General features: G+C 65.6%; 26 protein-coding genes and 1 pseudogene. 17 read left to right on the top strand and 10 right to left on the bottom strand.

The window, feature by feature from the left end:
• Positions 1-5 precede the first annotated feature (5 nt).
• Complete coding sequence (locus ACZ5IK_RS42380; RefSeq protein ID WP_465492880.1) at positions 6-4,013, top strand: Eco57I restriction-modification methylase domain-containing protein; 4,008 nt, start codon at positions 6-8, stop codon at positions 4,011-4,013.
• Between the two features lie 157 nt (positions 4,014-4,170).
• Positions 4,171-5,916 carry a GmrSD restriction endonuclease domain-containing protein gene (locus ACZ5IK_RS42375; RefSeq protein ID WP_465492879.1) on the top strand — a complete coding sequence of 582 codons (1,746 nt, stop codon included), beginning with the start codon at positions 4,171-4,173 and terminating at the stop codon, positions 5,914-5,916.
• A 36-nt stretch (positions 5,917-5,952) separates the two neighbouring features.
• Here ACZ5IK_RS42375 and ACZ5IK_RS42370 read toward each other — a convergent pair whose 3' ends face one another.
• A complete protein-coding gene (locus ACZ5IK_RS42370) occupies positions 5,953-6,654 on the bottom strand; it encodes an AfsR/SARP family transcriptional regulator (protein ID WP_465492878.1) in 702 nt (233 codons plus the stop codon).
• Between the two features lie 198 nt (positions 6,655-6,852).
• Here ACZ5IK_RS42370 and ACZ5IK_RS42365 point away from each other — a divergent pair, with 198 nt between their 5' ends.
• The 3 genes and pseudogenes from ACZ5IK_RS42365 to ACZ5IK_RS42355 all read left to right on the top strand — a co-directional run bounded on the left by ACZ5IK_RS42365 (position 6,853) and on the right by ACZ5IK_RS42355 (position 9,685).
• Positions 6,853-7,206 (top strand): hypothetical protein, encoded by a 354-nt coding sequence (locus ACZ5IK_RS42365; protein WP_465492877.1) that lies wholly within the window; start codon positions 6,853-6,855, stop codon positions 7,204-7,206.
• Between the two features lie 209 nt (positions 7,207-7,415).
• Positions 7,416-8,051 (top strand): hypothetical protein, encoded by a 636-nt coding sequence (locus ACZ5IK_RS42360; RefSeq protein WP_465492876.1) that lies wholly within the window; start codon positions 7,416-7,418, stop codon positions 8,049-8,051.
• 340 nt (positions 8,052-8,391) lie between these two features.
• Positions 8,392-9,685, top strand: a pseudogene (locus ACZ5IK_RS42355) (IS256 family transposase).
• A 66-nt stretch (positions 9,686-9,751) separates the two neighbouring features.
• Here ACZ5IK_RS42355 and ACZ5IK_RS42350 read toward each other — a convergent pair.
• Complete coding sequence (locus ACZ5IK_RS42350; RefSeq protein WP_465492883.1) at positions 9,752-10,372, bottom strand: site-specific integrase; 621 nt, start codon at positions 10,370-10,372, stop codon at positions 9,752-9,754.
• A gap of 125 nt (positions 10,373-10,497) precedes the next feature.
• Between ACZ5IK_RS42350 and ACZ5IK_RS42345 the strand changes: the two genes are divergently transcribed.
• Positions 10,498-10,656, top strand: coding sequence for a hypothetical protein (locus ACZ5IK_RS42345; RefSeq protein WP_465492875.1), 159 nt, complete (start codon positions 10,498-10,500; stop codon positions 10,654-10,656).
• Positions 10,657-11,056: 400 nt separating this feature from the next.
• On the top strand, positions 11,057-11,260 hold the full coding sequence (locus ACZ5IK_RS42340; protein WP_465492874.1) for a hypothetical protein: 204 nt from the start codon (positions 11,057-11,059) through the stop codon (positions 11,258-11,260).
• On the opposite strand, the gene ACZ5IK_RS42335 is transcribed toward ACZ5IK_RS42340, so the two are convergent.
• Positions 11,232-12,512, bottom strand: a complete 1,281-nt coding sequence (locus ACZ5IK_RS42335; RefSeq protein ID WP_465492873.1) for a TNT domain-containing protein — start codon at positions 12,510-12,512, stop codon at positions 11,232-11,234. The genes ACZ5IK_RS42340 and ACZ5IK_RS42335 overlap by 29 nt on opposite strands.
• A gap of 253 nt (positions 12,513-12,765) precedes the next feature.
• Between ACZ5IK_RS42335 and ACZ5IK_RS42330 the strand changes: the two genes are divergently transcribed.
• Positions 12,766-12,969, top strand: a complete 204-nt coding sequence (locus tag ACZ5IK_RS42330) for a hypothetical protein (RefSeq protein ID WP_465492872.1) — start codon at positions 12,766-12,768, stop codon at positions 12,967-12,969.
• 56 nt (positions 12,970-13,025) lie between these two features.
• On the opposite strand, the gene ACZ5IK_RS42325 is transcribed toward ACZ5IK_RS42330, so the two are convergent.
• The gene (locus ACZ5IK_RS42325) at positions 13,026-13,190 is read right to left on the bottom strand and encodes a hypothetical protein (protein WP_465492871.1); all 165 of its coding nucleotides are present in this window, start codon (positions 13,188-13,190) and stop codon (positions 13,026-13,028) included.
• A 268-nt stretch (positions 13,191-13,458) separates the two neighbouring features.
• Between ACZ5IK_RS42325 and ACZ5IK_RS42320 the strand changes: the two genes are divergently transcribed.
• The 5 genes from ACZ5IK_RS42320 (at position 13,459) to ACZ5IK_RS42300 (ending at position 16,546) form a co-directional block, all read left to right on the top strand.
• On the top strand, positions 13,459-13,764 hold the full coding sequence (locus tag ACZ5IK_RS42320; protein WP_465492870.1) for a hypothetical protein: 306 nt from the start codon (positions 13,459-13,461) through the stop codon (positions 13,762-13,764).
• Entirely contained in the window at positions 13,765-14,223 is a 459-nt protein-coding gene (locus ACZ5IK_RS42315; protein ID WP_465492869.1) for a hypothetical protein, read from the top strand.
• 84 nt (positions 14,224-14,307) lie between these two features.
• Entirely contained in the window at positions 14,308-15,234 is a 927-nt protein-coding gene (locus ACZ5IK_RS42310; RefSeq protein WP_465492868.1) for an NYN domain-containing protein, read from the top strand.
• 97 nt (positions 15,235-15,331) lie between these two features.
• Entirely contained in the window at positions 15,332-15,868 is a 537-nt protein-coding gene (locus ACZ5IK_RS42305; protein ID WP_465492867.1) for a hypothetical protein, read from the top strand.
• 21 nt (positions 15,869-15,889) lie between these two features.
• Positions 15,890-16,546 (top strand): hypothetical protein, encoded by a 657-nt coding sequence (locus tag ACZ5IK_RS42300; protein ID WP_465492866.1) that lies wholly within the window; start codon positions 15,890-15,892, stop codon positions 16,544-16,546.
• 223 nt (positions 16,547-16,769) lie between these two features.
• Here the strand turns inward: ACZ5IK_RS42300 and ACZ5IK_RS42295 are convergent, their stop codons facing one another.
• The gene (locus ACZ5IK_RS42295) at positions 16,770-17,894 is read right to left on the bottom strand and encodes an ImmA/IrrE family metallo-endopeptidase (protein ID WP_465492865.1); all 1,125 of its coding nucleotides are present in this window, start codon (positions 17,892-17,894) and stop codon (positions 16,770-16,772) included.
• 22 nt (positions 17,895-17,916) lie between these two features.
• Positions 17,917-18,585: a hypothetical protein gene (locus ACZ5IK_RS42290; RefSeq protein ID WP_465492864.1), complete on the bottom strand. Its 669-nt coding sequence runs from the start codon at positions 18,583-18,585 to the stop codon at positions 17,917-17,919.
• Between the two features lie 174 nt (positions 18,586-18,759).
• Between ACZ5IK_RS42290 and ACZ5IK_RS42285 the strand changes: the two genes are divergently transcribed.
• The 3 genes from ACZ5IK_RS42285 (at position 18,760) to ACZ5IK_RS42275 (ending at position 20,875) form a co-directional block, all read left to right on the top strand.
• Positions 18,760-19,746: an SRA domain-containing endonuclease gene (locus tag ACZ5IK_RS42285; protein WP_465492863.1), complete on the top strand. Its 987-nt coding sequence runs from the start codon at positions 18,760-18,762 to the stop codon at positions 19,744-19,746.
• Positions 19,737-20,129 (top strand): hypothetical protein, encoded by a 393-nt coding sequence (locus ACZ5IK_RS42280; RefSeq protein WP_465492862.1) that lies wholly within the window; start codon positions 19,737-19,739, stop codon positions 20,127-20,129. Before ACZ5IK_RS42285 ends, ACZ5IK_RS42280 begins: the two co-directional genes overlap by 10 nt.
• A 182-nt stretch (positions 20,130-20,311) precedes the next feature.
• Positions 20,312-20,875, top strand: coding sequence for a hypothetical protein (locus tag ACZ5IK_RS42275; RefSeq protein WP_465492861.1), 564 nt, complete (start codon positions 20,312-20,314; stop codon positions 20,873-20,875).
• A 93-nt stretch (positions 20,876-20,968) separates the two neighbouring features.
• Here ACZ5IK_RS42275 and ACZ5IK_RS42270 read toward each other — a convergent pair whose 3' ends face one another.
• The gene (locus tag ACZ5IK_RS42270; RefSeq protein ID WP_465492860.1) at positions 20,969-21,151 is read right to left on the bottom strand and encodes a hypothetical protein; all 183 of its coding nucleotides are present in this window, start codon (positions 21,149-21,151) and stop codon (positions 20,969-20,971) included.
• An 89-nt stretch (positions 21,152-21,240) separates the two neighbouring features.
• Positions 21,241-21,480, bottom strand: coding sequence for a hypothetical protein (locus ACZ5IK_RS42265; protein WP_465492859.1), 240 nt, complete (start codon positions 21,478-21,480; stop codon positions 21,241-21,243).
• Positions 21,481-21,557: 77 nt separating this feature from the next.
• Between ACZ5IK_RS42265 and ACZ5IK_RS42260 the strand changes: the two genes are divergently transcribed.
• Positions 21,558-21,698, top strand: a complete 141-nt coding sequence (locus ACZ5IK_RS42260) for a DUF5131 family protein (protein WP_465492858.1) — start codon at positions 21,558-21,560, stop codon at positions 21,696-21,698.
• Positions 21,699-22,081: 383 nt separating this feature from the next.
• Here ACZ5IK_RS42260 and ACZ5IK_RS42255 read toward each other — a convergent pair whose 3' ends face one another.
• Together ACZ5IK_RS42255 and ACZ5IK_RS42250 are read right to left on the bottom strand one after the other, a co-directional pair.
• Positions 22,082-22,591 (bottom strand): DUF2247 family protein, encoded by a 510-nt coding sequence (locus tag ACZ5IK_RS42255; protein ID WP_465492857.1) that lies wholly within the window; start codon positions 22,589-22,591, stop codon positions 22,082-22,084.
• Positions 22,588-26,586, bottom strand: a complete 3,999-nt coding sequence (locus ACZ5IK_RS42250; RefSeq protein ID WP_465492856.1) for a Hint domain-containing protein — start codon at positions 26,584-26,586, stop codon at positions 22,588-22,590. The genes ACZ5IK_RS42255 and ACZ5IK_RS42250 overlap by 4 nt, the downstream gene beginning before the upstream one ends.
• Positions 26,587-26,629 lie beyond the last annotated feature (43 nt).

Below are 26,629 nucleotides of genomic sequence, written 5' to 3'. Positions count from 1 at the left end.
CGGGGATGACGATCAGCGCCGCGGTCGCCCGAGCCTGGGACGCCGCACTCGGCGCCCACCACGCCTGGAAGACCGCCGTCGACCGGCGCCCCGCCGGAGACCCCGCCACCGCGCTGACTCGGGACCGGTGGCTCCTGCCCCTGCTCTACGAACTCGGCTACGGCCGCCCCGAAACGCTCCCGGGAGGAATCGACCTTCCTCCGGGACTCGGCGAAACCCAAGCGACGCACTTCCCCCTCTCCCACCGCATCGCGTGGTCCTCCGGAACCGCTGAACCCACCACAGTTGTGCCCCTGCATCTGGTCGGCGGCGGCATCAGCCTCGACAACCGCACCCCCGGCGTCACCGCCCGAGCACCCCAATCGATGGTGCAGGACTACCTCAACCGCAGCCGCAGCAATCTCTGGGGAATCGTCTCGAACGGCCACACATTACGACTGCTCCGAGACGCCTCCAGCCTGACCAAACAGTCCTATGTGGAATTCGACCTCGACGACATCTTCGACAACCAGCGCTACGCCGACTTCCGGCTCTTCCTGCTCACCGTCCACGCCAGCCGCCTCGCCCCCATCGCCGACACCAGGGAATCAGACCCGTCCACGCTCACTCCCGAGAGCTGCTGGCTGGAGCAATGGCGCACCTCAGCGATCGCCGACGGCACCCGCGCCCTGACCAAACTGCGCGAAGGCGTCGCCACCGCACTCACCTACCTGGGAACCGGCTTCGTCTCCCACCCGTGGAACAGTCATCTGCGGTCCATGCTCGCGACCTCCCCCGACGCGGCCAAGGATCTGCACCGGGCGCTGTTGCGAGTCGCCTACCGGTTCATCGTGCTCTTCGTCGCCGAAGACCGCGACCTGCTGCACACCGCCAGCACCGACACCGACGCCCAGAACCTCTACAACGAGTACTTCTCCACCGCCCGCTTACGCCACCTAGCGGCCACCCGCACCGGAACCCGCCACACCGATCTATGGCCTGCCCACCAGATCGTCACCAACTCCCTCGCCGGCGACGGCCTCGACAACCTCGCCCTACCCGGACTCGGCGCCACCCTCTTCGCCAGGGAAAACCTCGGTGTCCTCGCTAACGCCGTCCTTCCCAATCGCGACTTGCTCGCCGCCATCCGCGCTCTCGCCGAGATCACCGACACCAAGACAGGTGCCGCTCGCCCGGTCGACTACCGCAACCTGGACAGTGAAGAACTCGGCGGTATCTATGAAGGACTGCTCGCCTACTCCCCGCGCTACAACGCGGACGCCCGGACCTTCAGCCTGGCAAAGGCCGCAGGCAACGACCGCAAGAAATCCGGCTCCTATTACACACCCTCCGGCCTCATCGCGGTCGTCCTCGACGAGGCCCTGGATCCGCTCATCGCCGAAGCCCTAGACGGCAAGGCCGACCCCGAAACCGCACTGCTGGCCATCACCGTCGTCGACCCCGCCGTCGGCAGCGGACACTTCGTCGTCGCGGCAGCACGGCGCATCGCCGCCGCGCTCGCTACGGTCCGCACCCACGACACGGAACCCAGCCCCAGAGCGCTCCGGTCAGCCACCGCCGACGTCATCGAACGCTGCCTCTACGGCGTCGACCTCAACGACCTGGCAATCGAGATCACCAAAGTCGCACTCTGGTTGGAAGCCTTCGACGGCACCAGACCATTTCCCTTCCTCGACGCCCACTTCAAAGTCGGCAACTCACTGCTCGGAACCACTCCCGCGCTGATCCGCACAGGCATCCCCAACGCCGCGTTCACCGTCCTCACCGGCGACGACTCCACATGGACCGCCAAACTCAAGGCCCGCAACAAAACCGAGCGTGCCCGCGAATCCGGACAACTGACGGCGTTCGACGTCGAAACCTCGACATTGACCGCACAAGCACGCGAACTGGAGCAAACCCCCACCACTACCCGGGCGACGATAAGTGTTCGAGCTGACGGCTGGCGTCGACTGGAAGCAGATCCAGAGTTCACCGCCAGGAAACTCGCCGCAGACGCATGGTGCGCCGCCTTCTTGCAACTCAAATCGCGAGCAACCGGCCAAAGCATCACCCACGACACCGTTCGCCAGATCATCGAGGACCCCAGCGGCGTTCCCGCGGTGCTCCGCACGACGATCGGTGACCTCGCTCGCCAGTACCGCTTCTTCCACTGGCATCTGGAGTTCCCCGGCATCTTCACCGCCCCCGAAACGGGCTCCGAAGGCGTCGATCCAGTGACCGGTTGGCAAGGTGGTTTCTCCTGTGTCATCGGTAACCCGACCTGGGAACGAGTGAAAATCCAGGACAAGGAGTTCTTCTCCGCGATCGGGCGCAACGACATCGCCGACGCCAAGACCGCCGCCATCCGCGCCACCATGATCAAGTCCCTGGCCACACAAGATCCGCCCCTGCACGACGCCTACCTGGCTGAGCTCCGCATGTCGGACGGCGTCAGCCACATCCTCCTTCACAGCGGCCGCTATCCCCTCACCGGTCAAGGAGATGTCAACACCTACAGCGTCTTCGCCGAAACCATGCGCACCATCACAGCGCCGACCGGAATCGCCGGCATGCTCACCCCCACAGGCCTCGCCACAGACAAGACCACCGCGCCGTTCTTTGCGGACACACTCAGCAAGCAGCGACTGCTCGCGTTCTACGACTTCGAAAACGAGGACAGAGTCTTTTCCGGAACCGATCACCGGATGCGTTTCGCGATCACCGTGATCGCAGGGATTGACAAGACCGTTGCGCTGACCCGATTCGCGTTCCTCATCCGCCATCTGGCCGACGTCCAGGGTAGACGCTTCGAGCTCGCCCCGGACGAGGTTCTGGCGTTGAACCCCAATACCGGAACGCTCCCGATGTTCCGGACCCGCGCGGATGCCGACATCACTCTGGGCATCTACCGCAGGTATCCCGTGCTCATCCGAGACGGAGCCACAGACGGCGGCCCATGGCGCTTGTCGTTCGGCACACTATTTCACATGGCCAACGACTCAGTGCTGTTCAGCCAGCCTGCGGACCTCGCTGCGGCAACGTTCAACGGCTGGTCATACGAGGGGCAAGAGCTCGAGTACCTGCCCCTGTACGAGGCAAAGATGCTCGGCCACTTCGACCACCGCTTCTCCACCTACCGCAACGCGACGCAGGCCCAGTTGAACGTCGGCTCTCTCCCGAGGCTGACCGCGGAGCAACATGACGATCCGCAAACTGAACCTTTGGCCCGATACTGGGTTGCCCAGCCAAAGGTCGCTGCGACACTGGACGGCAAATGGGACCGAAAGTGGCTACTCGGCTGGCGCGACATCACCAACGCGAGCAACATGCGCACATTCGTACCGGCCGTACTGCCGACCAGCGCCGTCGGCCATAAGTTCCCCCTTGCCTATCCCGAAAAGTTCGCGCACGGACCGCTACTGCATGCCATCTGGTCATCGATGGCCTTCGACTACATCGCTCGCCAAAAGATCAGCGGCACCGGGATGACCTACTTCGTTATGAAGCAAATCGCCTGCCCTAGCCCTACAACCTTTACTCAGACAACCTCATGGCAAGCAGAACGCACCCTTGCTGATTGGGTCATCCCGTACATTCTCGAGCTGTCCTACACTTCGTGGCGACTGCAGCCGTACGCCAACGACATGGGCGACCACGGCCCACCGTTCCGCTGGAATCCCGACCGTCGAGCGTTGCTGCGCGCCGACCTCGACGCCGCCATGCTCCACACCTACGGCCTAACCCGCACCGAGGCCGAGCATGTCCTGGACTCGTTCCCCGTCGTACGGAAGTACGAGGAGCGTGACTTCGGCGAGTACCGTACGCGCCGCCTTGTCCTCGAAGCCTTCGACCGGATGACCGATGCGGCCGCGCGCGGCGGGCGCGACTGGCTCCCGCTCTCGACACCACCGGCAGGTGAAGGACCCCGGCATCCGGCGACTCCTCATCCTGCGGTGCCACAGCCACGAAGCAGCGCCGCTGTCACTGTGCACACGACCACACATGATCTGCACCCGAAGAGCTCGAGGTAGAAGAGCATGAGTTTCCAGAGCCCGCAGCTGCCCTTGACGGACTTACTGCAGCAGGCCCGCATCGGCAAGCTGCAGCTCCCGGATTTCCAGCGGGAGTAACAAATGGGACGACGACCGTATCCGGTCGCTGCTCTCCACGCTCACGCTGGGGCATCCCATGGGGGTGCTGATGATGCTGGAGACCGGAAGCACCCACACCAGGTTCAAACCCAAAACGCTGGCAGGCGTGTCCTTGAAGGACGACGTCCACCCGAACCACCTCCTGCTCGACGGCCAGCAACGCATGACATCCCTGTACCAGGCGCTCACCGGAAAACGGCCCGTCGAAACCACCGACGCCCGCAAGAAGAAGCTCCAGCGCTGGTACTACCTCAACATCAACAAGGCCCTGGGTGATCCCGCCGACCGCGACGAGGCCATCGCGTCCATCCCCGCAGACCGCAAAGTCCGGTCGGACTTCGGTCGCACCATCGCTCTCGATCTGTCCACGCCTCACTCGGAGCAGGCCGCGGGCATGTTCCCGATGTCGCTGGCCTTCGACCAGGCCGCGGCGATGAAATGGCTGATGGAATACGCCGCCCCCGGCGGAATGGCCGACAACGCGCGGATCGTCACCGTGCAACGCTTCCAGGCCGAAATCCTGACCCCGATGATCGGCTACCGCATCCCCGCGATCCTGCTCGGCAAAGACACCACGAAAGAAGCCGTCTGTACCGTCTTCGAGAAGGTCAACACCGGAGGTCTCGCTCTCGACGTCTTCGAGCTCCTGACCGCCATGTTCGCCGGCGACGCGGCCTACTTCACCGAACGCGGCACCGACTTCCGGCTCAACGACAACTGGCGGCAGCTCAAAGAGCGGCTCGACCATCACCTCGTGCTCAGAGGGCTGCAGAGCAGTGACCTGTTGCAGGCAGTCACCCTGCTGGCTACCCACGAACGCCGCAAGCGCACCGAGACCACCGCGCCTACCGGAGACCTGCCCGCGACCAGCGCCCGCCGAGCCGACATCCTGAAACTCTCCCTGCAGGACTACCTCAAGTGGGTGCCACAGGTCGCCGACGGGCTGGAGTGGGCAGCGGGGTTCCTCGCTCAGGAAAACGTGTTCACCGTCGCCGATCTGTCGTACCGGACGCAACTGGTTCCGCTGGCGGTACTGCGAGTCCTGCTTGGCGACCAGATCGATGTCCACACCACGAGCCGGCGCATCCGCCAATGGTACTGGTGCGGCGTACTGGGCGAGTTGTACGGCGGCGCCGTCGAGACCCGCTTCGCCCGTGACGTCGAGCAGGTACCGGCCTGGGCACTCGGCGACACCGCCACCGTGCCGGAGACGGTGGCTCGCGCCGGATTCCGGGAAAGTCGCCTGCTGTCCCTGAAGACCAGGAACAGTTCCGCCTACAAGGGCCTCTACGCGCTGATGATGCGCGGCGGCGCGACCGACTGGAAGTACCGGAAGGTCATCGGACATGCCACCTTCGTGCCCCTCAAGATCGATGTCCACCACATCTTCCCGAAAGCGTGGTGTTCGAAGAACGGCGTCGACGACGCACATCGCGAAAGCATCGTCAACAAGACACCCATCTCGTATGAGACCAACCGGTCGATCGGCGGACGATCCCCCCGCGACTACCTCGCCAAACTGGAGAGGGACACCGGCCTGAGCGCGGAGGCGCTGGACACGATCGTGGCCACCCACCACATCGATCCCGCGCTCCTCCGAGCCGCTGACTTCGACAAGTTCTTCGAAGTCCGCACCGCCGCCCTGGTCAAGGTCGCGGCCGAGGCGATGGGCAAGCCAGTCGTGCTGGACCTCAGCGACCAGGCCGTCGCACAGTACGGCGACGACGAACGACCCGAGGAGTTCGAACCCGAACCGGACGACCAGGAAGCCGACGACGTCTGATCTGGTGTCACGCCACCCAGGCTCAAAGGATTGCCCCTAAAGGTTGTCGCGCAGTTCCGACCCCGGATCGGCGCCCACCTCGTCGGCCAGCCGTGCACGGATGCTGTCGAACCGCAGGAGTGCCTCCGCCTGGCGGCCGTTGCGGTACAAAGCGAGCATCAGCTGCCCGACGACCCGTTCGTCCAGTGGATGCGCATTCGCTCGCTCGGCCAGCTCGGCGCACAACTCCGCGTGCCTGCCGTGCGCGAGCGCCAGGTCAGTGCGATCGACGTCGACGGCGAACCGCTCTTGTGCCAGGCCTTCACGGACAGCGGCGATCCACGGAGTGTCGAGCCCCTCGAACGCCTCGCCACGCCACAGCCCTGCCGCCTCCTCCAGCAGCGTCAGCGCCCGCGCGTCGACTGCACTGCGAGCCTGTTGTACGAGGTGGCGAAATCGGAGCAGGTCCACCGCTTCCGGATCCACCTCCAGCACGTACCCGCCGCCCCGCCGCACGACCGCGATCTCACCCGCCAGCACCCGTCGTAGCCGCGACACGTAATTGCTGGCCACCGCGCGGGCCTTATAGGGCAACCGGTCCGCCCACACGCGCTCCAGCAGCTGCTCCATCGTGACGACCCGGTTCGCCTCCACCAGCAGAACCGCCAACACACACCGCTGCCGCGCGTGACCAACCTCCACCAACCGGCCATCAACCCGCAGCTCGACCTGCCCGAGCACACGCAGTTCTGTCGCCACGACGCCCTCCTCCCCAGGCCCCTTCCTACTCTGTCCGCACACCGTCGTACGACCGCTGACCAGGCGATTGCCAAAACGTGGTGAGGTCACGGCGAATCGGGAGTCCACCATCTTCACGAGTTCAGGCCGGTCGCGGCGCACGCCGCACGCGAGGGATACAGAACCACCGGACCGGCCCGACACAACCGAGGAGGACCGATGAGGAAATCGATCAAGGCAGCGGTGACCGGTACGGTGGCCGCAGGCGCGATGCTGGTAGCCACGCCGGGGCCGGCGCTCGCGGCGGACGATCACTACTGCACTGTGCCGGCCAAGACCTGCACCGCCGGTAGCACGCCAGCCAATGCGCAGCACCAGGTGTTCGTCTCCACCGGCAACATCAGGACGAACTACCGGATCAACGTCCGCGACGTGAACAACGGCAAGATCGTCTACAGCGGCTACTTCAATTCGGCGCTGTGGAAGGGCCTGTCCAACGTGTACTCCACGTACGACGCGACGATCATTTGCGACACAGGCTGCGCCGGCGCCACGGTACACATTTGGAAGTGACGCGAACCGGCCGGGTGCTGAAACACCGCAGTAAGGACGCATCGGGGCGGCTCGAGAAAGACGTTAGACGCAGGCCGCCTCGCCAATTGGCCTAGGCGTTGCCGACGCACCTGCAGGTCGGCAGAGTTGCAGGTGATGCGGTGATCAGTTCACTACTGGCGCCTAGGTGAGAAACCCGACCCGCTCGCTAATTCTGGAATCGAGGAAATATGCGTTCATTACCTTCCATCTTCACGACACTATCTGCATTGTTGCTTCTGGCGATGTCTCCCCTTTCAGCGGATGCAGAGCCGCCAGCAGCCGCCACCGGCGATCTCCAGGATGGCCTATGGGCAGTCGGCTTTGACCGAGCAGTTGCCGAGGCCAACGGTTACGAGGTGATCACTCGTCCAGGCGGCTATCAAGACTCTGTGCCGAAGTCACAGGCCGATGCGGCACGCGCAGGCTTGGGCGAGCCCTCCGGCGCGCTAGTGACGACCGATTCCGGCGAGGTGAGCACGAACGCGACGAACTACAAGTACGGCAACTGCGGATGGTCCATGGTGAGCATGTCCGCTCTCGGCAACTCTCGAGCCACCATGGACACCGGCGCCCACGTGCGCACCGACTGGTCTGGGATATGGGACGTGAACTGGCGTGTCATCATCACGGACAACGGCGGAACATCCACGCAGGGCGGCTATTCGGCTGCCCGAGGGAGCCACGACTTCAACCCGCCTGCTCGTACGCTCACACTGACCCGCGGCCCCGCCGCAGCCGGCGTGCCGGTCCACTCCTACGTCTTGCTCCTCGATGGAACGCTCTGCGTCTCCTTCGCCCCATCGGTCACGATCACCGTCACCTGATATACCCCCGTGTGATCAGCTCGCGATCACATCGCGAGTGATCGACGCCATCAGGGTCGAGGCCCGTGTCGGAGTTATGCCCGACGGGCCTCGCCTCTCTTGTTGTCGGCCAGCACCGCTGTACGCCGGTCTACCGAGCACGAGTGCGACGTTCTGGGCGGATACTCGATGACGCGGCTTCGCGTCTACAACGATCGGCGCATCCGAAGCCGGTCACGGTCTGAAAGTCACCGGGCTCCGCCGGCGCCAAGGCCGGGTGTTCGCGTTGGGACTGTTCCAAGATCGGTGTTTTCGGCCCGACACGCTGGGCTGAGGTCCGGCGGGATGGGCACTGTGAGTGATGACATCGGACCTTGTGAGTCCACGCAAGAGTGAGTCCAAGGCTGCGCGGGAGCTGTCGCTGGAGCAGGCCGCTGCGGCGGCGATGGTGGCCGAGGCGAAGGCGCGGGGGTTGGCCTTGACCGGCCCGGATGGCCTGCTGAAGCTGTTCACCAAGAATGTGCTGGAAACCGCATTGAACGAGGAGATGACCGAGCACCTCGGGCATGAGAAGAACCAGGCCGAGCCGGACCGCGAGTCGACGAATGTCCGGAACGGCACTCGGTCTAAAACGGTGGTTTCGGATGCTGCGGGCGAGGTCGGCATCGATGTGCCACCGGATCGGGAAACACGTTCGAGCCGCAGATCGTGAAGAAGCGGCAGCGCCGCCTTACCGAGGTGGATGAGATCGTGTTGTCGTTGTATGCGAAGGGAATGACGACGGGGGATATTTCGGCACATTTTGCCGAGATCTACGGGACTTCGGTCAGCAAGGAAACGATCTCACGGATCACCGATAAGGTCGTCGCCGAGATGCAAGACTGGGCCAGCCGACCGCTCGACGCGGTATACGTGACCGTGTTCATCGACGCGATCCACGTCAAGGTCCGCGACGGGCAGGTCGCCAACCGGCCTGTCTACGCCGCTATCGGCGTCACCGTGGACGGGCGGAAGGACGTGTTCGGGCTGTGGATGGGCACCGGCGGTGAAGGTGCGAAGTTCTGGATGAGCGTGCTGATCGATCTGAAGAACCGCGGCGTCCGGGACGTGTTCTTCCTCGTCTGCGACGGCCTCAAAGGCCTTCCGGAGGCCGTGACAAACGTGTGGCCGCACACCGTCGTCCAAACGTGCATCGTCCATTTGATCCGCAACACCTTCCGGCTCGCTTCTCGCCGGGACTGGGACACGGTGAAACGAGACATCAAACCCATCTACACCGCACCCAACCCCGACGCCGCGATGGCCGCACTGGACGAACTCGACGAGAAATGGGGAGCGAAATACCGGGCGATGAACCGGCTGTGGCGTAACGCCTGGAACGAGTTCGTGCCGTTCCTCGACTATGACATCGAGATCCGGACGATGATCTGCTCCACCAACGCGATCGAATCACTGAACGCCCGTTACCGGCGGGCGATCCGCGCACGCGGGCATTTCCCGACCGAGCAGGCCGCGATGAAGTGCCTGTACCTTGTGACCCGCAGCCTGGACCCGACCGGAGCAGGCCGCCCCGATGGACGATGCGCTGGAAGCCCGTACTCAACGCCTTCGCCATCACATTCGGTGACCGCTGGCCGGGAGCCGAAACCTACTGATCAACAACGCCGGAAACACCGATCACGGGACAGACCCCCTCATGGCCGGTCGGATGGACCGTCGAACTACCGGACGACGCGGAGCAAGAGTGGACGCGACTGGTTGCTGTACCGGTCGTCCTTGCCTCGACAGAGGAAGCCTCTAGTACCCGAGTCGCAGGGCGCATCGCTGCCACATGACAGGCTACTTCGCTCGCCTGGCATGGCGGGCGCGAGCTTCTTCGGTGGTGCGCTGGGCAGCGTCGGCGGGGGGCAAGTGTCGCGGATGTCCTGGTGGCCAGATTTGACCATGAGGTGGGTGACGTCCTGGCCGTCTTCGGCGTTGTGCGTCAAACCGGAATGCCGCAAATCGTGCGGCGTCCAGCCGCCGGTGGCCTTCTTCAGCGCTTTGAGGGCGGCGTCGTAGCCGTACCGGCCGCGGCCGGTGTCCGGGTCGAGGTCGCCCGGGCGGACGGTGCCCTTCGCGGAGCCTTTCGCCGCGCGGACGGTGAGGAACAGCGGGCCCCGGGCGCGAGCGCCGAGGTAGCGGGCGAGCAGCCGAGCGGCCAGGCCGCCGCGGTCCCAGGTGACGATGTCCGGCGCGCTGCCCTTGCGGGCGACGGCGGCGCGGGAGTTGCGCAGGTCGAGGTCCTCGACGTCGAGGGCGAGGATCTCTTCGGCGCGCGCGGTGGTCTCGTACAGCAGCACCCACAGCACCCGGTCGCGCAGCGGGTGGCTGGTGTCGCGCAGGAGCCGGTCGACCTCGGCGCGCGGCCGGGCGCGCGGGAGCGGTTTCGGCTGCAGGGCGCGAGCGAGCGGCAAGCGGGTTAGCGGTGGTCCAGCCGCGATCGCGGCAGAACGCGGTGGAGACGGCGATCGCGGCGCGCTTGGCGTTGAAAGTCGCCGGCGCCGCGCTCCCCCACCGGCCGGTGACCGCGGTCCGGAGCGCGGCGGCGGCCGGGTCGATGACGGCGTCGGCGGCGGACAGGTAGGCGCGGGTCGTGTCCGGCGCGGTGAGGTAACCGGAGCGGCCGCGCACGGTCGGCAGGTGCGCGGCCCACACGGCGATCGCGGTAGCCCGTCCGGCGCGGTCCGGATCGCGGCCACGGCCCCATCGCACTCCGTGTTCCGGATAACACGTCGGTTCACCGCGCGCGGCGCGCGGCGTCCGCCCAGGTCGGTTTCCTGCCAGGGATGGCTTGTTCCGAATAATAGGGCATTATCCGGAACAGGTCTAAGACATCTCCTTTGCCGCCCCAAGCTCGGCGACCCCGCGAGGGGGAGCAATTTCCGGCGCACCCAGGACGCAGCTTGCACTTGTCGTTTCGCGCGAATATAAAGCGAAGCGGGCCCCGAAGGTTCTCTCCCGATCTTTAAGGAGAGGACTACGCGATGTGGCTCTGGGTCTTCGTCGGCGGCTACGCCGTCTTCGTCGCCGCACTGGCCGCCTGCTGCCTTCGCGTCGCACTGAGCAGGCACTCGACCAAACCCCGGCGGGACATGGCCTACAAGATGTTCCGGCTCATCTGGGGCGTCAACCTGCTCGGCGGGCTGGCCACCGCGGTCGTCAAGCTCCACCAGGCCGGCCTGATGTGAGGTCACCCAGGGCGCTGGCCCGGCGGTCGCGTAGCGGTGAGTGGAAGGCGTCGTCGACGGAGCGGATCTCGCTGAGGCGTCCAGAGTTGAGCAGGGTGTTGATCGTGCGCGGGAGCAAGTACATCCGTCCGCCGCCGGGCTGACTGGCCCAGGGGGAGGCGCGGCCGGTGAGGACATCGATCGGTTCTTCGACCCGGTAGAGGTGGTAGTCGCGTTCCCGCCAGTGAGGTGGGAGGGAACGCTCGGGAAACGGTGTCCCGGCGGCGTAGGTCAGGTTTCCCCGCCCAAGTCCGAAGCGGTCGATCTCGGAGCCGGGTTCGAGCAGGTGCATCTTCTTGTCAATGAACAGGGTCAGCGGCGGCTCGCCGGCGGCGGGCTGGATGAGCCCTGATGCGGTCTCGACGGCAGGCATGCCAGTGATCTGGATCTGTTCCCGGTTGATCTTGCCGATCAGCTCTCCTACGGTCATCACCTCACCCGGTCCCGTATGCGGTTTCCAAAGCACGGGCTGGGTATAAGGGCGTGCTCGCGGTGCCTCCCCCGGGAGCGGCCAGTTCACACCCTGCCGGGCTTCGTTTAGTACCCGAGTCAGTTCGTCCCATTCGAGCTGTTGCGAGTCCTGGTCGCCGGGCACCACATGATCCTGCAGCACCACCAGTGAGACCGGCTCGATGGGCTCGGCCTGCGGCCACAGCCTCTCTTCAGCAGCCTCGTCCGGGGCCTCACGCTGGTCCTTGCGCCGCCCCTGCGTCGCCATCGCGTGAGGCGAGACTGCGGGCGAGGAGTCGTATTTCCGTTCCCAGCTCTTTGGGATCACTCCTAGCGGAGCGGGCATCGGCCGTCCGCTCCGGCGGCGCCGGGCCTGGACGGGAGGTGTCGCGGCCGGCGGTGCGAGGGCGGGGCCGGCCGTAGGGTGCTGGACGGTGTCGAAGGCCGCGGACCAGAGTTCTTCTACACGGTCGAGGACGGTGCGGCCGTCGGGCAGTTTGCCCAGGGCGATGAGCGCCTCGACGACGTCGATCGTGATCGCACGGTTCGGCAGCACCGGGCGGATCAGGACCTTGTGCACCGAGGTGTGCGATGGGCTCTTCCAGCTGTCGAGGATGTCAGGATCGCGCTCCGCGCGCGCGGCCAGCCATGCGGCGATCTGGTAACTGCTGCGATATCCGGAGCGGGCGTGCAGCCGGTGCAGTTCACAGTTCAGGTCCCGCAGCGGCCCCTCGGGCAGTTTCGGTTGGCTCCAAGCCCCCACGACGTCCTCCCCAGGCGTAGTGCAGTTCACAACAAGGTGGCACGAACTATAAACCGCTGTAAAAACACGGTCCACGAGAGAGCGAATCGGGCAGGCTCTACATCGTGGAAAACGGGCAAAAGATCCTTAACCGGGCGCAAACTCGTATAAATGATCGTCACAAGGACGTTCTGAGCTGCGTAAACGTTGTGGCACAGCTCGTGCCGTTCTGGCCGGGGCTGCCCAACACTCAGTACGTCGGAGGACCACCGTCATGTGGAGTTGGCTGCTGGCCAGCCCTGTCGCCGCCACCGGGATCACCCGCTGTGTCCTGGCCAAGATCCGCGCCGAAAGCCGCCGGCGTGAACTGGAGATCGTCCTGAACAACGCCACCCCCGCTGAGCGCGTCGCGATCCTCCGGGCGCTTCGCGATCAACCCGGAGCCGCTGTCCGCCGCCGAAGCGAGGCCGACTCATGAGCCTGGCACGGCAGGTACGTCGACGAACGCATTGCCGCACACCATCGTCTGGGGAATCACGAGCCATCGTCGGGAAGCGGCGAGGGCCGCGAGGCGAACTCGATCTCGTCGACCTTCACGCCGGCCTTGACCCGCCGGACGGCATCAGCCAGGACCGGCTGGACCTCGTCGCGCATGAGCGCCGCGACCTGATCGGACGTCAGGCCCTTGCCCGCGAGCATCGCGCCGAGCCGGGCCGTCTCGGCGGGCCATGTCGGCGCGGCTGCTCTTCCCCGTGGTCATCTCGGCCTCGATTCGTTTGAAAAACGCGTTCGTGAACCTGGATCGAGCCTGCCAGTAAACGTGCGGGTTTCCGAACACTGCGACCCTGGCGGAACGCCTCCAGCTCCCCGGCGAGGTCCTCGTTCGGGAGGGGATCCCGCCGAGGGGCTTGGCAGCGCGCACCAGAACAGCTCTCCAGCGTAGGCGTAGCAGTGCCGGTAGGAGGACGTGGACCTTTCTCCTCAGATTCTGCAGTTCTCCTCCAGGCCGCGGTCGACCTGGCTGTGGGCGCCTGACGAGAACAGCGCCCGCCGGGTACGCGGCTTCGGCCGTCCCGCTTACAGCAAAGGCGAGGAGCTGCTGCTGGTGACCGACATCGACATCGGCGTGACGGCCTGGGACAGCTGCCGCATGCTCGCCGAGATGGGGTTCACTTTCACCTGGCACGAATCCGAGCCCCCGTCCAACCGCAGTGGCTGGCCCGCTGACCTGCCCGGAATGCCCGCGGCCCTCAAACCCGAACCGAGGAGCTGAATGTCCGCTACGGCCGAAACCATGACCGGCTGTCCTGAGCAGATCTACGAAATGGAGGGCGACTTCAGCTCGTGCCGGGGCACCACCGGGCACGAGGGCCCGCACTGGTCGGGCACCTGGCGCTGGACCCAGCCCGACAGCTCTATCGGCGATGGTCATGTCCACTACGAGCCCTACGATCAGCCTGAAGAATGGCACCTTGACTCCGAACAGCCGGCCACCATGGCCGCCCTGCGCGGACTGCGCCACCAGCTGACGCCGATCGGGCTGAACGTCAGCACCACCGGCCGCGACCTGCACGAGTTCCAGCGCAATGTGTACCGGCCGATCATCGGACTTGGGATCGGCATCAATCGCCTTCTCGAACACCTTGGCGCTGCCCCGGTCACCGACGACGACATCGACGCCGCTCTCGGCATCACCCCCGACGTCGAGAACGAAGACGAGGAACCGTTCTAACGCCATGAAGATCACGACCGACAAAGCGCCGCCCCCGCCCTGACGACCTGCCCGCCGACGAGGCTGTGGATGAGGAGTGACCCGTTGCCGGAAAGTCCCGTCGACTCCGAGGCGGTGCGTCTGGTCCGCGATGCCGAAGCCGCCCACAAACGCCATAACCCGTACCTGCCCGAGGCTCGCGACCGCGGAGGGCAGCTGGCGCTGCTCATCGACTTCGAGAACTTGGTGCTTGGCGCGATCGCCAGCCTGCCCGGCCTGGCGGACCCGGTCCCGGCGACAGCGCTGACCTGGCTGTGCCGGGCCTACGGCTCGACCACGATCCGCCGCGCCTACGGCGACTGGGCCAACCCCCGCTTCGGCCGGTACCAGCCCGCTCTGGAACGCAACGGGATCGACCTCGTGCAGCTGGGGCACGGTCCCGGCCGCAAGAAGGGCGCCGACATCCGCATGGCCGTCGACGCGATGGAAACCCTGCTCATCCACCCCGGCGTCGACGCGTTCGTCCTCGTCTCCGGCGACAGCGACTTCTCGCCTCTCGTGGCGAAGCTGCGCGAGCACGGCAAGCACGTCATCGGTGTTGGCGCCGAGAGCGCAGCTAGCGCCCGGCTCGTGTCGGTGTGCTCGGAATACAAGCTGTTCGGCTCCATCGTCACCCGCGTCGACCCGCAACCCAACACCACCTGCGAGGCCGGGCCGCCAGTGCCGGCGGCCGCGCACACGCTCGCCGACGCCGAAGCGCTACTGGTTACGGCGATGGAGCAGATCACCGCCGCCACCCCCACCGCGGCGCAGGTCAAGGCGAAAATGGTCGCCCTCGACACGTCGTTCGACACCATCCATTACGGCTTCCGCAGCTTCCGCGACTTCCTTGCCCGTCTCGGGCATCGCGTATGCACCGTCGGCCACTCCGGACACGACATCACCCTCGCGCTCGTCTCGTCAGCTGATGAAGGCGCCACGAGCCCGGCTTCGGCAGGCGCCTCGGTGCGAACACCACCGACCGGCGGGTGAGAAGTCCCGGGAAGTCGGTGAGTGAGTGTCGGCAGGCGGTTCTGTCGGTGCCTGGGCGTAGCGTTTCCGGAATATGGATCGCGAGTAAGGAGCCGGCATGAGCGGGAGCGGGATCAACAAGCGCGGAATCGCGAAGCTCACGAAGGACCTGCAGCGTGAGTTCGACAAGCAGGGGCCGATCCGGATTCCGGTGAAGGTCGAGACGCCGGCGCTGCCACCCCTGGGGCAGGGATCGACCGTGCACAACTACCACGGGCCGGTGTTCAACGGCGATGCCAACGGAGCCCAGATCGCGTGGAACAACGACACCGTCACGCAGAACCAGCAGAACATCGCGAGTATCGAGGTGGCCCCGGGGTTCGAAGAACACGCCAAGCTGGTCACCGACCTGCTGCGGCAGCTGCCTCAGCTCGGCCTCGCCGAGCAGGAACATCGTGATGCCGAGAACGCGGCCAACGACGTCCTCAAGGAGATCACCGGCACCGAGACTCCCGAGCCGGGCAGGCTGCGCAAGGCGATCAACGCATTGCGCGGAGAGCTGTCCCCGATCGGCAACGGACTGATCAACGGCCTGGCCGATGGCGCCCAGGAGTGGGCGAAGGCCGCGATCGCCGCTCTCACCACCCTTCTCTGACCAACGCGAGCGGAGACACCAGTGGCGACCATCGATGAACACTGCGACGCCCTGCTCCTGCACCTCCATGAGACCGGAACAGGCGACGTCGACGAATTCCTCGCCAGCCGCGGCCTCGGCAACGACGAGCCCTTCCGCCTGGTGAAGTACCTGGAGGAGAGCGGTCTGGTCGACGCCACCTACGACGGCGGCGGCTCGATCCAGTGCGCTCTGAGCGGAGCCGGAGCACACCGCGCCGAAGAGCTGATCAAGACACGGCCGCGACGTCGTAAAGCGATGCTGAGGCGCCGCATGCTCGAGTGGCTGGACGAACACCCCGACGCCCAGGGATGGGACGACTTCCTAGCCAGCGGCCAGGCCCACTATGACGGAACGACCTTCACCGAAGACCAGCTCGCCCACGAGGCCAGATACCTCTACGACAGCGGCTACATCGACGCAGAAACGATCGACGAGGCAGAGGACGGCACGGTGCTCCCCCGCCTCACCGCAGTCGGCCAGGACTACCTCGACAACCTCACCAAACCCGACAGCGGGGGAAACGCCGCGGCCAACAACTACTTCGGGCCAGTGTTCAACGCACCCGTCACCAATCCCCAGATCGCATGGAACAACACCACCGCTCACCAAGCTCAGCAGGCCGCGAGCGACGAGCCCAATAAGACCCACGAGCGCTGACTCCGTCTCGACGACTTCGTCCGCGGCGTTCGGAAAGCGGTCCCCGACGTCGAGGGGCCCTGGCAGCGCACCGGCCACACCAGCGGGTGACACCGCCACCTGCAGGTGGTCAGCGGATCTCTTTGTGGAGGAAGACGATCGCACCTCCGGCCGCGGTGAGTCCGGCGACGACCAGGACCGACAGGTTACGCAGTGACACACCCTTAAGTTTTGAGACCAGGTGTTAGCCCGGAGAAACGAGATGGAGGTGGCTGCGCTTCGGTCGCGTAGGCACTTCCGGCACCGCTGGGCGTCCCAGGGTGACCGTTTTCGCCAGTCCGAAGACGTGGCGGTTGAACTCTTCGGAGGTGAGTTTGGTGCTGTCGATGATCACCTTGACGCCCGAGCCGTTCGCGCGCAGGTGCGCGAAGACCTTCTCAAGAACCTGTGATGACTCAGGGATGAGCTGGCTGCCGGGTTCGCTGCGGCGGTAGCCGCGTTTGGCCAGTTCGACACAGGCGCTGCGGTAACCCCATTCGGTGAGCTGGCCGAGTTCACCGAGTCGGTGGGTCAGCGCCATGGCCGACACACGCCATCGACGGCTGGCGTCGATGAGCTGGTCGGGGCTGGCGTTGCGGAGGTTGTGCGCGAGCACGTCCGCTCGGGGCATCAGAAAGGCGGCGGCGAAGCGGTCGGCCTGGCGTTCGGCTTCCCGACTCTGCACGCGTTCGGGTCCTTGGTGCATGACGAGGTGACCGAGTTCGTGGGCCGCGTCGAACCGCTGCCGTTCGGCGGTTTTGCCGGTGTCGATGAAGACGAACGGCTCGTTCTCCATGTAGAAGGAGAAGGCGTCGACGTCGCGGACCTCCTGGACCAGGGAGAACACGCGGACACCGCGGGCTTCGAGCAGGTGCACCATGTTCGGGATCGGCCGCTGGTCGAGGTCCCACTGGCCACGGACGCGCAGGGCGATCGTTTCGACATCGTGCAGCGATGCGTCCGGCGGCAGGTTGAGCGAGGGGACGTCGGCGGCGGGCAGCCGGAAGCGCTCGGAGATCCAGGTCGCGATCTCGCGGGCGATGGCGCCGGCCGCGAGCACGGCGTCGCGCCGGAACGCCGGGGTCTTGGTGACGGCGCGGAAGCTCACGGCGTCGACCGGGACCGGTTCGATCTCGGGTTGTGTGAAGAACTCGACAGGCAACCTCACGGCCTCGGCCAACCGGTCGAGGTACTCAGGGGTCGGCTCCTGGTGCCCCTTCTCCCAGCGGTTGATCGTCTGAGGGCTCAGCCCGGTCTGACGTCCCAGCTCGGCCAGCGTCTGTCCGCGCAGGGCGCGCGCCAACGTGAGACGTGACGGTGAGACGGACACGCGAGAACTCCGCTTCTGAGCACTAGATCGGCTGGACGTCGATGTCTGGCCCGGTGTCCAGATCGTCGTCCAGGGTAACGATCACACTAGTGTCCGTACGGTTGTACGGCAGCGGCGGAAGCGGGATCCGCTGGTGGTACCCGGTGATCTTGTCCTCGATGCGTTCCGCGGGCCGGGACAGCTCCGCGTACAGCATGCCGTCGCGGTAGGAGAACAGGAACAGCCACAGCTGCGGCCGCTCCTCCGGCAACAACTTGGACTTGCCGTCCCCAGTGACGTCGAACAGCGGCGCCGTGTACGGCATCTCGTCGATCAGGTCCCGCAGAACCGTGCGCAACCGCGTCTTCGGACTCGGCGTCCGCGAGGGGTTGAACAGGCCGGTGCTGTCGTTGCCCGGACGCACTACGACGTAGAAGGTTCGCGAAGGGTGCCAGGTCCGGGAGAGGCCTCCGTCCTCGTCCAGTCCCCAGCCTGTCTGTTCCCGGAAGCTGATGACCGCCTCGCTCCACCCGTCCTGACCAGGCGTCTGCAATGGAGCCAGCCGGCTGGCCGCGTCCTTCTTGCGCTGACTGCTCTCGACGACGCGATGCAGGAGGTCGACCGTGAGGTCGAGAGGGGCGAGCTGACTGTTGGACCAGGCCCGCCACGCGTCGAGGTCGTGCGGGTCCGGCAGGGCATGCGCGTGGGTCAAACTGCCTCCTCAGGGTCGAGACGACTATAGACCCCCCCTCAAATGAGGCCCTGTTTATTGCTCCTTGAGCGTGTCGCGACCTCGCCGAACAGTCGCTTTCCCGATTCGTCTACGGCACGGCCGTTGAGGTGGTACATTTACCCTCCAATCGAGGGGTTAAAAAGGAGGGTCACTTTGCTTGATGGATTGACTCCCGGCGCGCAGCTGCCGCGCCGGGAGATTCACCAGCGTTTTGGTGGCAGGCCGCAGAGCGGGATCAGCCCGTCCAGTCGCACCAACGTGGTCATGTTCTTCGCCGCGACCGACGCGCCGTCAGGCACTGGCTTCTCCGGCGGCGTGGGCGATGACGGGTACCTGCACTACGTCGGCGAAGGGCAGAGCGGCGACCAGCAGTTCTCCCAGGGAAACAAGGCCATCCTGAACCACCAGCACGATGGCCGGACCCTGGAAGGGTTCGTCGTCGACCCGAAGGGCGCCACCTACCTGGGCGAGTACGTGCTTGTCGACCACTACCAGATGGACGCGCCGGACCAGACGAATCCGCACCTGCTCCGCCAGATCATCGTGTTCCGCTTGAAACCGCTCGGCGATCTACCGACCTCCCTCCCCAAAGCGCCTCACGCTCCCGCCCGAGTACCTCGCATCCAAGCTGCCCCCCTCATGCTCTCCACTGAGCGGCGCCAGACTCTGCGTCGCAGCTCGCGCGCCGAGAGGAACGAACTGGCCGATCGGTACACACAGCACCTCGAGCGGATCGGCCACGAAACCCGGTTACTGCGCATCCTTCCCCCGGAGGAAGCACAACCGTTCAGCCCGAGCCTATGGGACGACACGGCACGTGAACTGGTCGAGATCAAGGCACAGGTCACCCGGGATCAAATCCGCAGCGCCATCGGATCACTGCTGGACTCCGCTCGATTCGTCGACGCGGCAGCCCTCGTGCTCCTCGTACCCACACGACCTCGACCAGACCTACTGGACTTGCTCAAGCACGCCGGCATCACCGTCGTCTACGAGGACGACACCGGCTGGATCCGCGAGGAGCCCGCCACCGACAACACCAGCCCGGCCGCTGGAACGAGCGCAGGGGCGACGTCGCCAGCGGTTCCTGCCCTGGATGCTGGCAACGGCCCCGACGAGGGGATCACCTCATGGCCGTAGCCGCGTTGGTGATCTGCGGCGCACTGGCCCTCGCGGCCCTGGGCGCCGTGGTCGTGCTGCGTCTCGACAGCAACGCGACCCTGCGCTCCGTGAAAGTGAAAGCACAGGCATGGAAGACCATCAACATCGACTTCCACCTTGAGCGTGACGCCGACAAGACCGACACACCCACCGCCGACGTACCAAGTATCACCGCCACCAAGGAAGCCATCCCCACAGCGGTCAGCTCGAAAGCAACCGCGCCCCCAGCCAACGACGAGTCCACACGACCTACACCGCGGTCTCAGCACCGTTCTACGCGCAGCCGTTCAGCTCAATCGACAACGACGCAAGACGCTGCCCCCACTGACCAATCGGTGCCTCCAAGCGGAGGCGCGCAATAGAGTTCAGCGTTCCACCGAGGACATCGTCGTCCACCAAGCACTCCCGAGGCAACGACCACCAGCTCGACAACCACCCCACTCACACGAGTTCCACCCCCTGCAGCTCCCGCTCCGCTGTAACACGCTCAGGGGCGCACCCGAGTTCTCCTCATGTTCAGATAGCAACGAGAACGGGGCTGGGCATGACAGGAAATGACGCGAAGCACACGGAACCAGCGCTGATCGCCGAAGCTGACAACGATCCTGGTTTGGCCACCGAGCTGCTTCTCGCGGAATACAAGGCACTACGCGATGAGATCGTGAAGAAAATGGACCATCGGACGGCCCTGGTGGCGTGCTCGGTGACGGTCAGCTCAGCCGTGCTCGGCTTCGGGATCGACCGCAAGAGCGCACCGCTGCTGCTGGTGTCACCGCTGGTGTCGCTGCTGCTAGGCATCCTCATCCTGTTCACCAACTCGCAGATCGGCATGGCCTCGGACTACCTGCGTACGCGGTTCGACGACCCACTCCTCTCCCCGCGGCACAAGCAGGTCGGGTGGCACGCCTCGAACATGCGCATCGCCTATAGGTTCGGCCTCCAGACGCTCAACTTTCGGATCCCGCTGGCTCTGATCGCGGGCTCCCCAGTCGTAGTGTCGGTGCCCATCGCACTGTCAAACGTCGACAGCTGGGTCGCTACGGCACCGATCTTGATCGTCGTTCTGATACTGCTGATCGTGTATACGATTCAGACGTTCACTCTCTGAGTCGGGTGCAGGCTGGGTGGCCTTGTCGGTCTGGCCGGTGTCGGCGTCGGGGGGTGCAGCAGGTGGCCGGGGTGGTGACCAGGCCACTGGGGCTCACCGGTACGCAGCGACCGCCGCGAAGTACACGGCGAGGGCCGTCATGGCGACCCCGCCTCCCACGAGCGCAGCGGCCGCGGCCGAGTTTCCCGACAATTTGGCGAGGATCGCCGCAACCAGCGCGAGCAGGAAGGCGAGGGGCAGGGCAAGCAGCAGCGCGAGGATCTCGATGTTCGTCATGCCTCGGACGCTGCCCGTACACCGGTGCGGCCAGCGAGCATCCTGTGAACACGCTGGCAGTGCTCGGTGTCCACCCCGGGTGAGCACTTCTAGCCCCACAGCTTCAAGACCAGATCACCGAAGTGGTCAGCTTCCGTGTCGGCGATGGAATCCGCGAGCTCGTTGTAGTGCGCGCCGAACTGGTTGCGGAGTGAGGCAATCCCTCCAGCCTTCTCGAACTGAGGTCCGAGCTCAGAGCTGTTCTTGACCTTGCTCGTGACCGAGTCCCAGAGCGTCTGCAGCGTGTAGCCGTCGTCCCTAGCCCCGCGGCACAGAGGCGGGATGTCCACGACAGCGTGTTGCACAGGGTCTAGAGCAGCAGACCGGCGGCACCTGCGACGGTTCGCGGGGCGGCCTTGCGAACCTGGTGAAGGGCATCCGCGACCGCTGCCAGGAGGCCAACGTTGCCTTCTTTCACAAGCAGTGGGGTGGGCGTACACCGAAGGCTGGCGGTTGCGAACTCGACGGCCGACTCTGGGACGAGGTGCCTCAGCTGCTCGCACGCTGAGCCGCAAGCCATTCGACCGCTCTGGGGGAGGCGGCCGAGTACCTCGTCCCGGACCTGCTTGGGCACGCCTTCGATGCGGATCGTGCCGGTCCTGTTCGGCCCACGGGCCAGCTTTACGCACGAGCACGCCACACGCGATGTCGAAGGCCTCTCCGAATACTGTTGGCGGGTGGTACGCCAGCTTGAAACTGCCATCTCGGCCTGCGAGCTTGACTGAGTTGCACTCAACTCGTCAATGGCACGCTGATTTTCTTCTTCCTGCTGGAACTTGACGAAGTTGAACAGCGTCTACTCCGGTTACTGCTCCCGACCCGTGCGTCGGACAGTGTCCGACGCACGGGTCAGGCCGTATTGACGAAAGCCGATCTCGTCACCCTACCCGGTCAGTTACCGATAGTACGCTTGGAAAGGTCCGCTTTTGTACGCTGAATGTACTCCAGCCACCTCTCGTACATTGACTCCGTACCGGCCGGCCTGCCATCGTCGACTGGCGTAAATCGAAGGAGGGCGCGACCATCCTCCGGGTATCCGAAATCAGCGGAGATCATCTCGACTGTTTCAAGCGGGTCCACATGGGAGTCCTTGTGGTCATACACCCAGGCCAGAGCGAGAAAGAACCAGACGCGAGCCTCTTCTTTCTCTTCGCGAAGAGGCAGCGCGCTCAGCAAGTCGGGAACACGATAATAGTCATCGGACAGGAGTAACGCGAGTTCCTCGAATGCGTCAGGGATAGCAGTAAAAGTTTCGTACGCCGCGAGAGCCACCTTGACTACATCGTCCGGAGTGAGCCACCCGTGCTCGAATCCATACGCCGCCTCGGCAGGGGTTAGCACCACCTTATCAGTCACAAACGAGGCTGGAATGCGAAACTTTACTAGGTCACTATCACTCATGGCTTGATCGCTATCCCATTAATTGTTCCACCGCGAATGAACATCTGATGGCTCATGATACCATCTCGAACTATCCACTCGTATCTGCCCGGCTTACCATTGAGTTCTCCTGGCATCTGGATCAGAGTGGCATCTCCTCTGCCATCCTTGCTGCTGATCTTGAACACGGTGCCCTTCTTGCTGATGTCGTCTACGACAAACGAGCCGGCCCTGTGCCAAGTATCAGCCTTGAGAGCCGATCCGGTGGGGGTTGCTTTCTTGACCAATTCGGCCGCTTCGGCCGCCGTGGGGATGCCGCACGGCCCCGTATTGTGCACCAGCACAGCAGTCGTATTGGCCAGCACATAGTAGGCATGAATGCCGTCAATGGACAGGTTGTAGACCGTGCGGCTCTCCGTGCGAGGAGTCACGGAAACCACCGTCACCGGATTTCCGCTGACGGCGTGCAACTGATTTCCTGGTTTGAGTTGCCCGGCATCGAGCCAACGACCTTGATCTTCAATCCAGAACGGATGACCGTCGGTCGCCTCGATGAGCCCCGTGGCGCTTCCAGCATCGCCGTCGAGATCGACAATGATCGATACGAGATGTTTCTGTCCGTCACCTACGATCACATCCGCGACGGCGCGGGTAGTCGTCTCGGCGGTGGTGACGTCGGTCGTAGTGACCATGTCGCCGACGCGTACATCTTTGATGGGCCTGCCGGTGCCGTCGGCCAAGAGGACTCGGGTGTCCGCGGTGAAGCTGTTCGTTCCACAGGGAAGACCGCCTCGCACGCCTGGCTTGAGGCTCCATCGGCCTCCCTGCCCAGCGAGCCCCTCCGCGAGCATGGTCGCGAAGAGGAATCCCATCGGATTGTTGTTTCCTGCGGGATCGGCGGCGCCAGCGCCCATCCCCATGACTTTCAGCTGGAACGACTTGCTGCAGAGATCGGAATTGTCGATGCAAGCGTTAAGGAGAAGGAGGTACACGCTGTACCGAGGGTCCCCGTAGGGATGCTCCTTCGGAAAGATCGTGTTTTCTTTTTCTCGCGCGATCTTCAGCAGAATCGGTATCAGCTTGTCGAGTCCGGGGGCGTCCATGCTCAGGCCGACACCGTTGAGGTACACGACACCCGTTTTTGGGTCGACCCAGGTAACGAGGCCGTCACCGTGGTCGGTGAGCCCGGCGCCTATGGCATCGATGTCGTTGCTGACGCCTTCGTCACGCTTCTGCTCATCGGTGCGTTGAGCGGTTTTGAGTGCTTCTACAGCGTGGGCTTGTGCGTTGCGCGCATGCTCCTCGGCCTTGGTGGCGGCGGCCTCGGCTCTGTCGGCCCAGCCACGGGCGACGGCGGCGTCGGATTCGGCCTTGCTGGCTGCCCTTCGTGCGATGGCGGCGTCGGCCTCGGCGTTGGCTGCCGAGCGTCCGGCGATCGCGGCATCCGAGCTGGCCGCGTTGGCTGCGCGGCGCGCCGCTTTAGCATCTCCTTGGGCTTGGGTGTCGGCCTGCGAGGCTCGTGCCCCGGCGGCGCGTGCGGCGGCGGCGTCTTCCGCAGCGGCCGCGGCGGAGCGTTGGGCGTCTGCGGCGGAACGTGACGCGGCGGACGCGGATTCGGCGGCCGCCGCCGCCGCCGTGTAGGCCGGTGCCACCTCGGCACTGGCTCGCTTGGCTGCCTCGGCGGCGCGGCTGGCGGCTGCGGTGGCTTCGGCGGCCCGGTCCTGGGCGGCTTTGGCCTGGTCGGTGCCGATGATCTTCGCTTGCTCGGCTACCTGCTTCGCAAGCTCAGCCGCTAGATCATTGCCGGTCACGGGAGCGCCCGGCGCGATTCCGGCGGGGTCGGCTATACCGGCTGCGGACGAGCCCGCCGCCTGTGCCGCGCGCACAGCGATCCCTGCCTGAACACCCGCGGCAATGGCTTCTGCCAGTGCCGCGTCTGCTTCGGCCTTGGTGCGATCAGCCGCGGCCATTGCCTGGATGGCTTCGCTCGCCGCTTGCTCAGCCAGTTGCATGGCAGCACGAGCGTGGTCGGCGGCCAGGGCTTCCTCGGCTGTGGCGGTCGCGGCGGCGGCGTTGGCCGCGACTGCGAACGCGTGTGTCGCGGCGGCTTCGGCCTCGGCCTTGTTCGCGGCGGCGTTGGCGCGTGCCGCCGCGCCTGCGGCCTCGATCGCCGCGGCGCGCGCCCGCACGGCGGCTCCGGTCGCTCCGTTGGCTGCTGCTCTGGCCTCGCCTGCGGCCGCGGTGGCGGTGTTCGCCTCGCTCCGCGCCCCGGTGGCGGCCTTCCGTGCAGTGTCGCCTGCTTCACCGGCAGCGACCCCCGCTGCGTATGCCTCCGCTGACGCGGCCCATGCGGCCTTGGCGTCGCGAGCTTGTTCCGCTTGGACGGCTCGGCGACTAGCGTCGGCTGCTTTGTCGTCCTCTCCCTTGGCTACGCCTTCGGCTGTTTCGGCAGCTTTGCCGAGGCGGGTGGCGTTGACGCGGGCGTCGGCGGCGATGGTGGCGTTGGCTTGCGCCTTGGCGCGGGCTCCGGCGGCGTTGCGGGCTTCCTGTTCCGCCCGTGCTCGCGCGGTGGCCGCGTTGCGCTGCTCCTGTTCGGCGACGAGGCGGGCGTCGCGGGTGCGTTTCGCCGCGGCCCACGCCTGCTGTTCGGCGCGTTCGGCCTCGGCTCGTGCCTGTTTGGTCCGCGACGCGGCGTCGGCTGCGGCCTGTGCTTGCTGGCGGGCGGCTTCGGCGAGGGTGGCTGCCGACTTGGCGTGGTCTTCGGCGGCTTGGCGCCATTGCGCGGCGTTGTCGGCGTGGACCTGAGCGTTGGCGTCGGCGTCGAGGGCCTTGCTGGCGGCTTCGGTGGCTTCGGCCGCGTGGAACGCCGTCTCTGCCGCTTTCGCTGCGGACTGGGCCGCAGCGGCGACGGACTTGGTGGTCTTGCCCCAGTCGATGCCATGGGTCAGGCCGGTCTCGGCGAGCTGCCGTGTCGCGGTCTCGGACATCGCCGTAGCGGTGGTGGCCTCGTGGGCTGCGGCGGCCGCGTTGTCCCATTCCCGTTTGGCGTCGCGGGTCTGCTGCGCCAGTTCGGGTGCGCGGCCGCGGTGTCCGGAGACACGGCCGGGTTTGTCTTCTTCGAAGATCTTTCCGGCCTTCTTGGCGGCTTGGTTGGCCAAGCCCATCGCGTTCGAGGTGTCGGTGAGGAACCGCACCGCCTGCACGCTCGAGTTGAGGATCTCCGTCCGTGCGTTCGCGGCCCGGGTGGAGCGGTCGGCCAGGTCCTTGAGTTCGGCCAGTGCTTTGTTCCGCGCGGCCATGGCCGCCTCGATGGCGGCGCGGGCATCGGCGTCGCGTTGGTTGGCGACGGCATAGCCGTGGTTGAAGAACTCGGCGATCACCACCGGGTCGTGCGTGTCCAGGGCGGCCTGGCCGACGGCCTTCACTTCGGGGCCGCCGTTCGCGACCATGGACACGACGCGGACCTCGATCTCCTTGGCCCGTTTCACCGCGTCGTCGGTGGCCTGGCGGTCCTCGTCGTCAGCGATCCGTTTACCGAAGGCGACGAAATCAGCGATCCGCGCGTCGTCGCTCGTCGCCAGCAACTCGGCCGCGCGGGTGCGTGCTGTCGGGCCAGCGGTACGGGCCCACTCGGCCACCTGCGCACGATTCTCCGCAGCGACCCGCTTCTTCCGCTCAGCGGCGGCCTTGCGTGCTTCGGCGGCGCCGACGTCCAGGAATTCCTTGATCTTCACCGGGTCGTTGGTCGCCAACGCTGCCAGCGCCGCGTCGCGCTCCTCGACCTCGCTGGAGAACTCGGCGATGTCCTGGACCAGCTGCCTGTTGAACGCCGCCTCTTCCTCGGAGATCGGCGATGGGGCCTGCTGGGCGGGCGCGGTGGTGGTCGGTGGCGGGGCATCGACGGCCTGGGCAGGTGCTGCCAGGCCGAGGAAAACGGCGAAGGCCAGCAACGCGACCAGCGCACGGGGGATCCCGCGACTGTGTCTGCGCACAGCCTTGGTCAGGTTGGTGTGCATGAAGAAGCTACTCCAAGAAAGGTCAGAGTGGTGTCTCGTGTGG

The organism is Amycolatopsis sp. NPDC031561 (genome assembly GCF_055580625.1).
This window is presented reverse-complemented; position numbering and strand designations above follow the sequence as displayed.

Excerpts from the sequence above, each read along its gene's own strand:
- ACZ5IK_RS42360 (WP_465492876.1), top strand. The coding sequence starts at position 7,416 with ATGCGTTCATTACCTTCCATCTTCACGACACTATCTGCATTGTTGCTT.
- ACZ5IK_RS42255 (WP_465492857.1), bottom strand. The coding sequence starts at position 22,591 with ATGAGTGATAGTGACCTAGTAAAGTTTCGCATTCCAGCCTCGTTTGTG.
- ACZ5IK_RS42325 (WP_465492871.1), bottom strand. The coding sequence starts at position 13,190 with ATGCTCGCGGGCAAGGGCCTGACGTCCGATCAGGTCGCGGCGCTCATG.
- ACZ5IK_RS42270 (WP_465492860.1), bottom strand. The coding sequence starts at position 21,151 with ATGACGAACATCGAGATCCTCGCGCTGCTGCTTGCCCTGCCCCTCGCC.
- ACZ5IK_RS42275 (WP_465492861.1), top strand. The coding sequence starts at position 20,312 with ATGACAGGAAATGACGCGAAGCACACGGAACCAGCGCTGATCGCCGAA.
- ACZ5IK_RS42305 (WP_465492867.1), top strand. The coding sequence starts at position 15,332 with ATGAGCGGGAGCGGGATCAACAAGCGCGGAATCGCGAAGCTCACGAAG.
- ACZ5IK_RS42280 (WP_465492862.1), top strand. The coding sequence starts at position 19,737 with ATGGCCGTAGCCGCGTTGGTGATCTGCGGCGCACTGGCCCTCGCGGCC.
- ACZ5IK_RS42380 (WP_465492880.1), top strand. The coding sequence starts at position 6 with ATGACGATCAGCGCCGCGGTCGCCCGAGCCTGGGACGCCGCACTCGGC.
- ACZ5IK_RS42330 (WP_465492872.1), top strand. The coding sequence starts at position 12,766 with ATGTGGAGTTGGCTGCTGGCCAGCCCTGTCGCCGCCACCGGGATCACC.
- ACZ5IK_RS42365 (WP_465492877.1), top strand. The coding sequence starts at position 6,853 with ATGAGGAAATCGATCAAGGCAGCGGTGACCGGTACGGTGGCCGCAGGC.
- ACZ5IK_RS42250 (WP_465492856.1), bottom strand. The coding sequence starts at position 26,586 with ATGCACACCAACCTGACCAAGGCTGTGCGCAGACACAGTCGCGGGATC.
- ACZ5IK_RS42375 (WP_465492879.1), top strand. The coding sequence starts at position 4,171 with ATGGGGGTGCTGATGATGCTGGAGACCGGAAGCACCCACACCAGGTTC.
- ACZ5IK_RS42340 (WP_465492874.1), top strand. The coding sequence starts at position 11,057 with ATGTGGCTCTGGGTCTTCGTCGGCGGCTACGCCGTCTTCGTCGCCGCA.
- ACZ5IK_RS42315 (WP_465492869.1), top strand. The coding sequence starts at position 13,765 with ATGTCCGCTACGGCCGAAACCATGACCGGCTGTCCTGAGCAGATCTAC.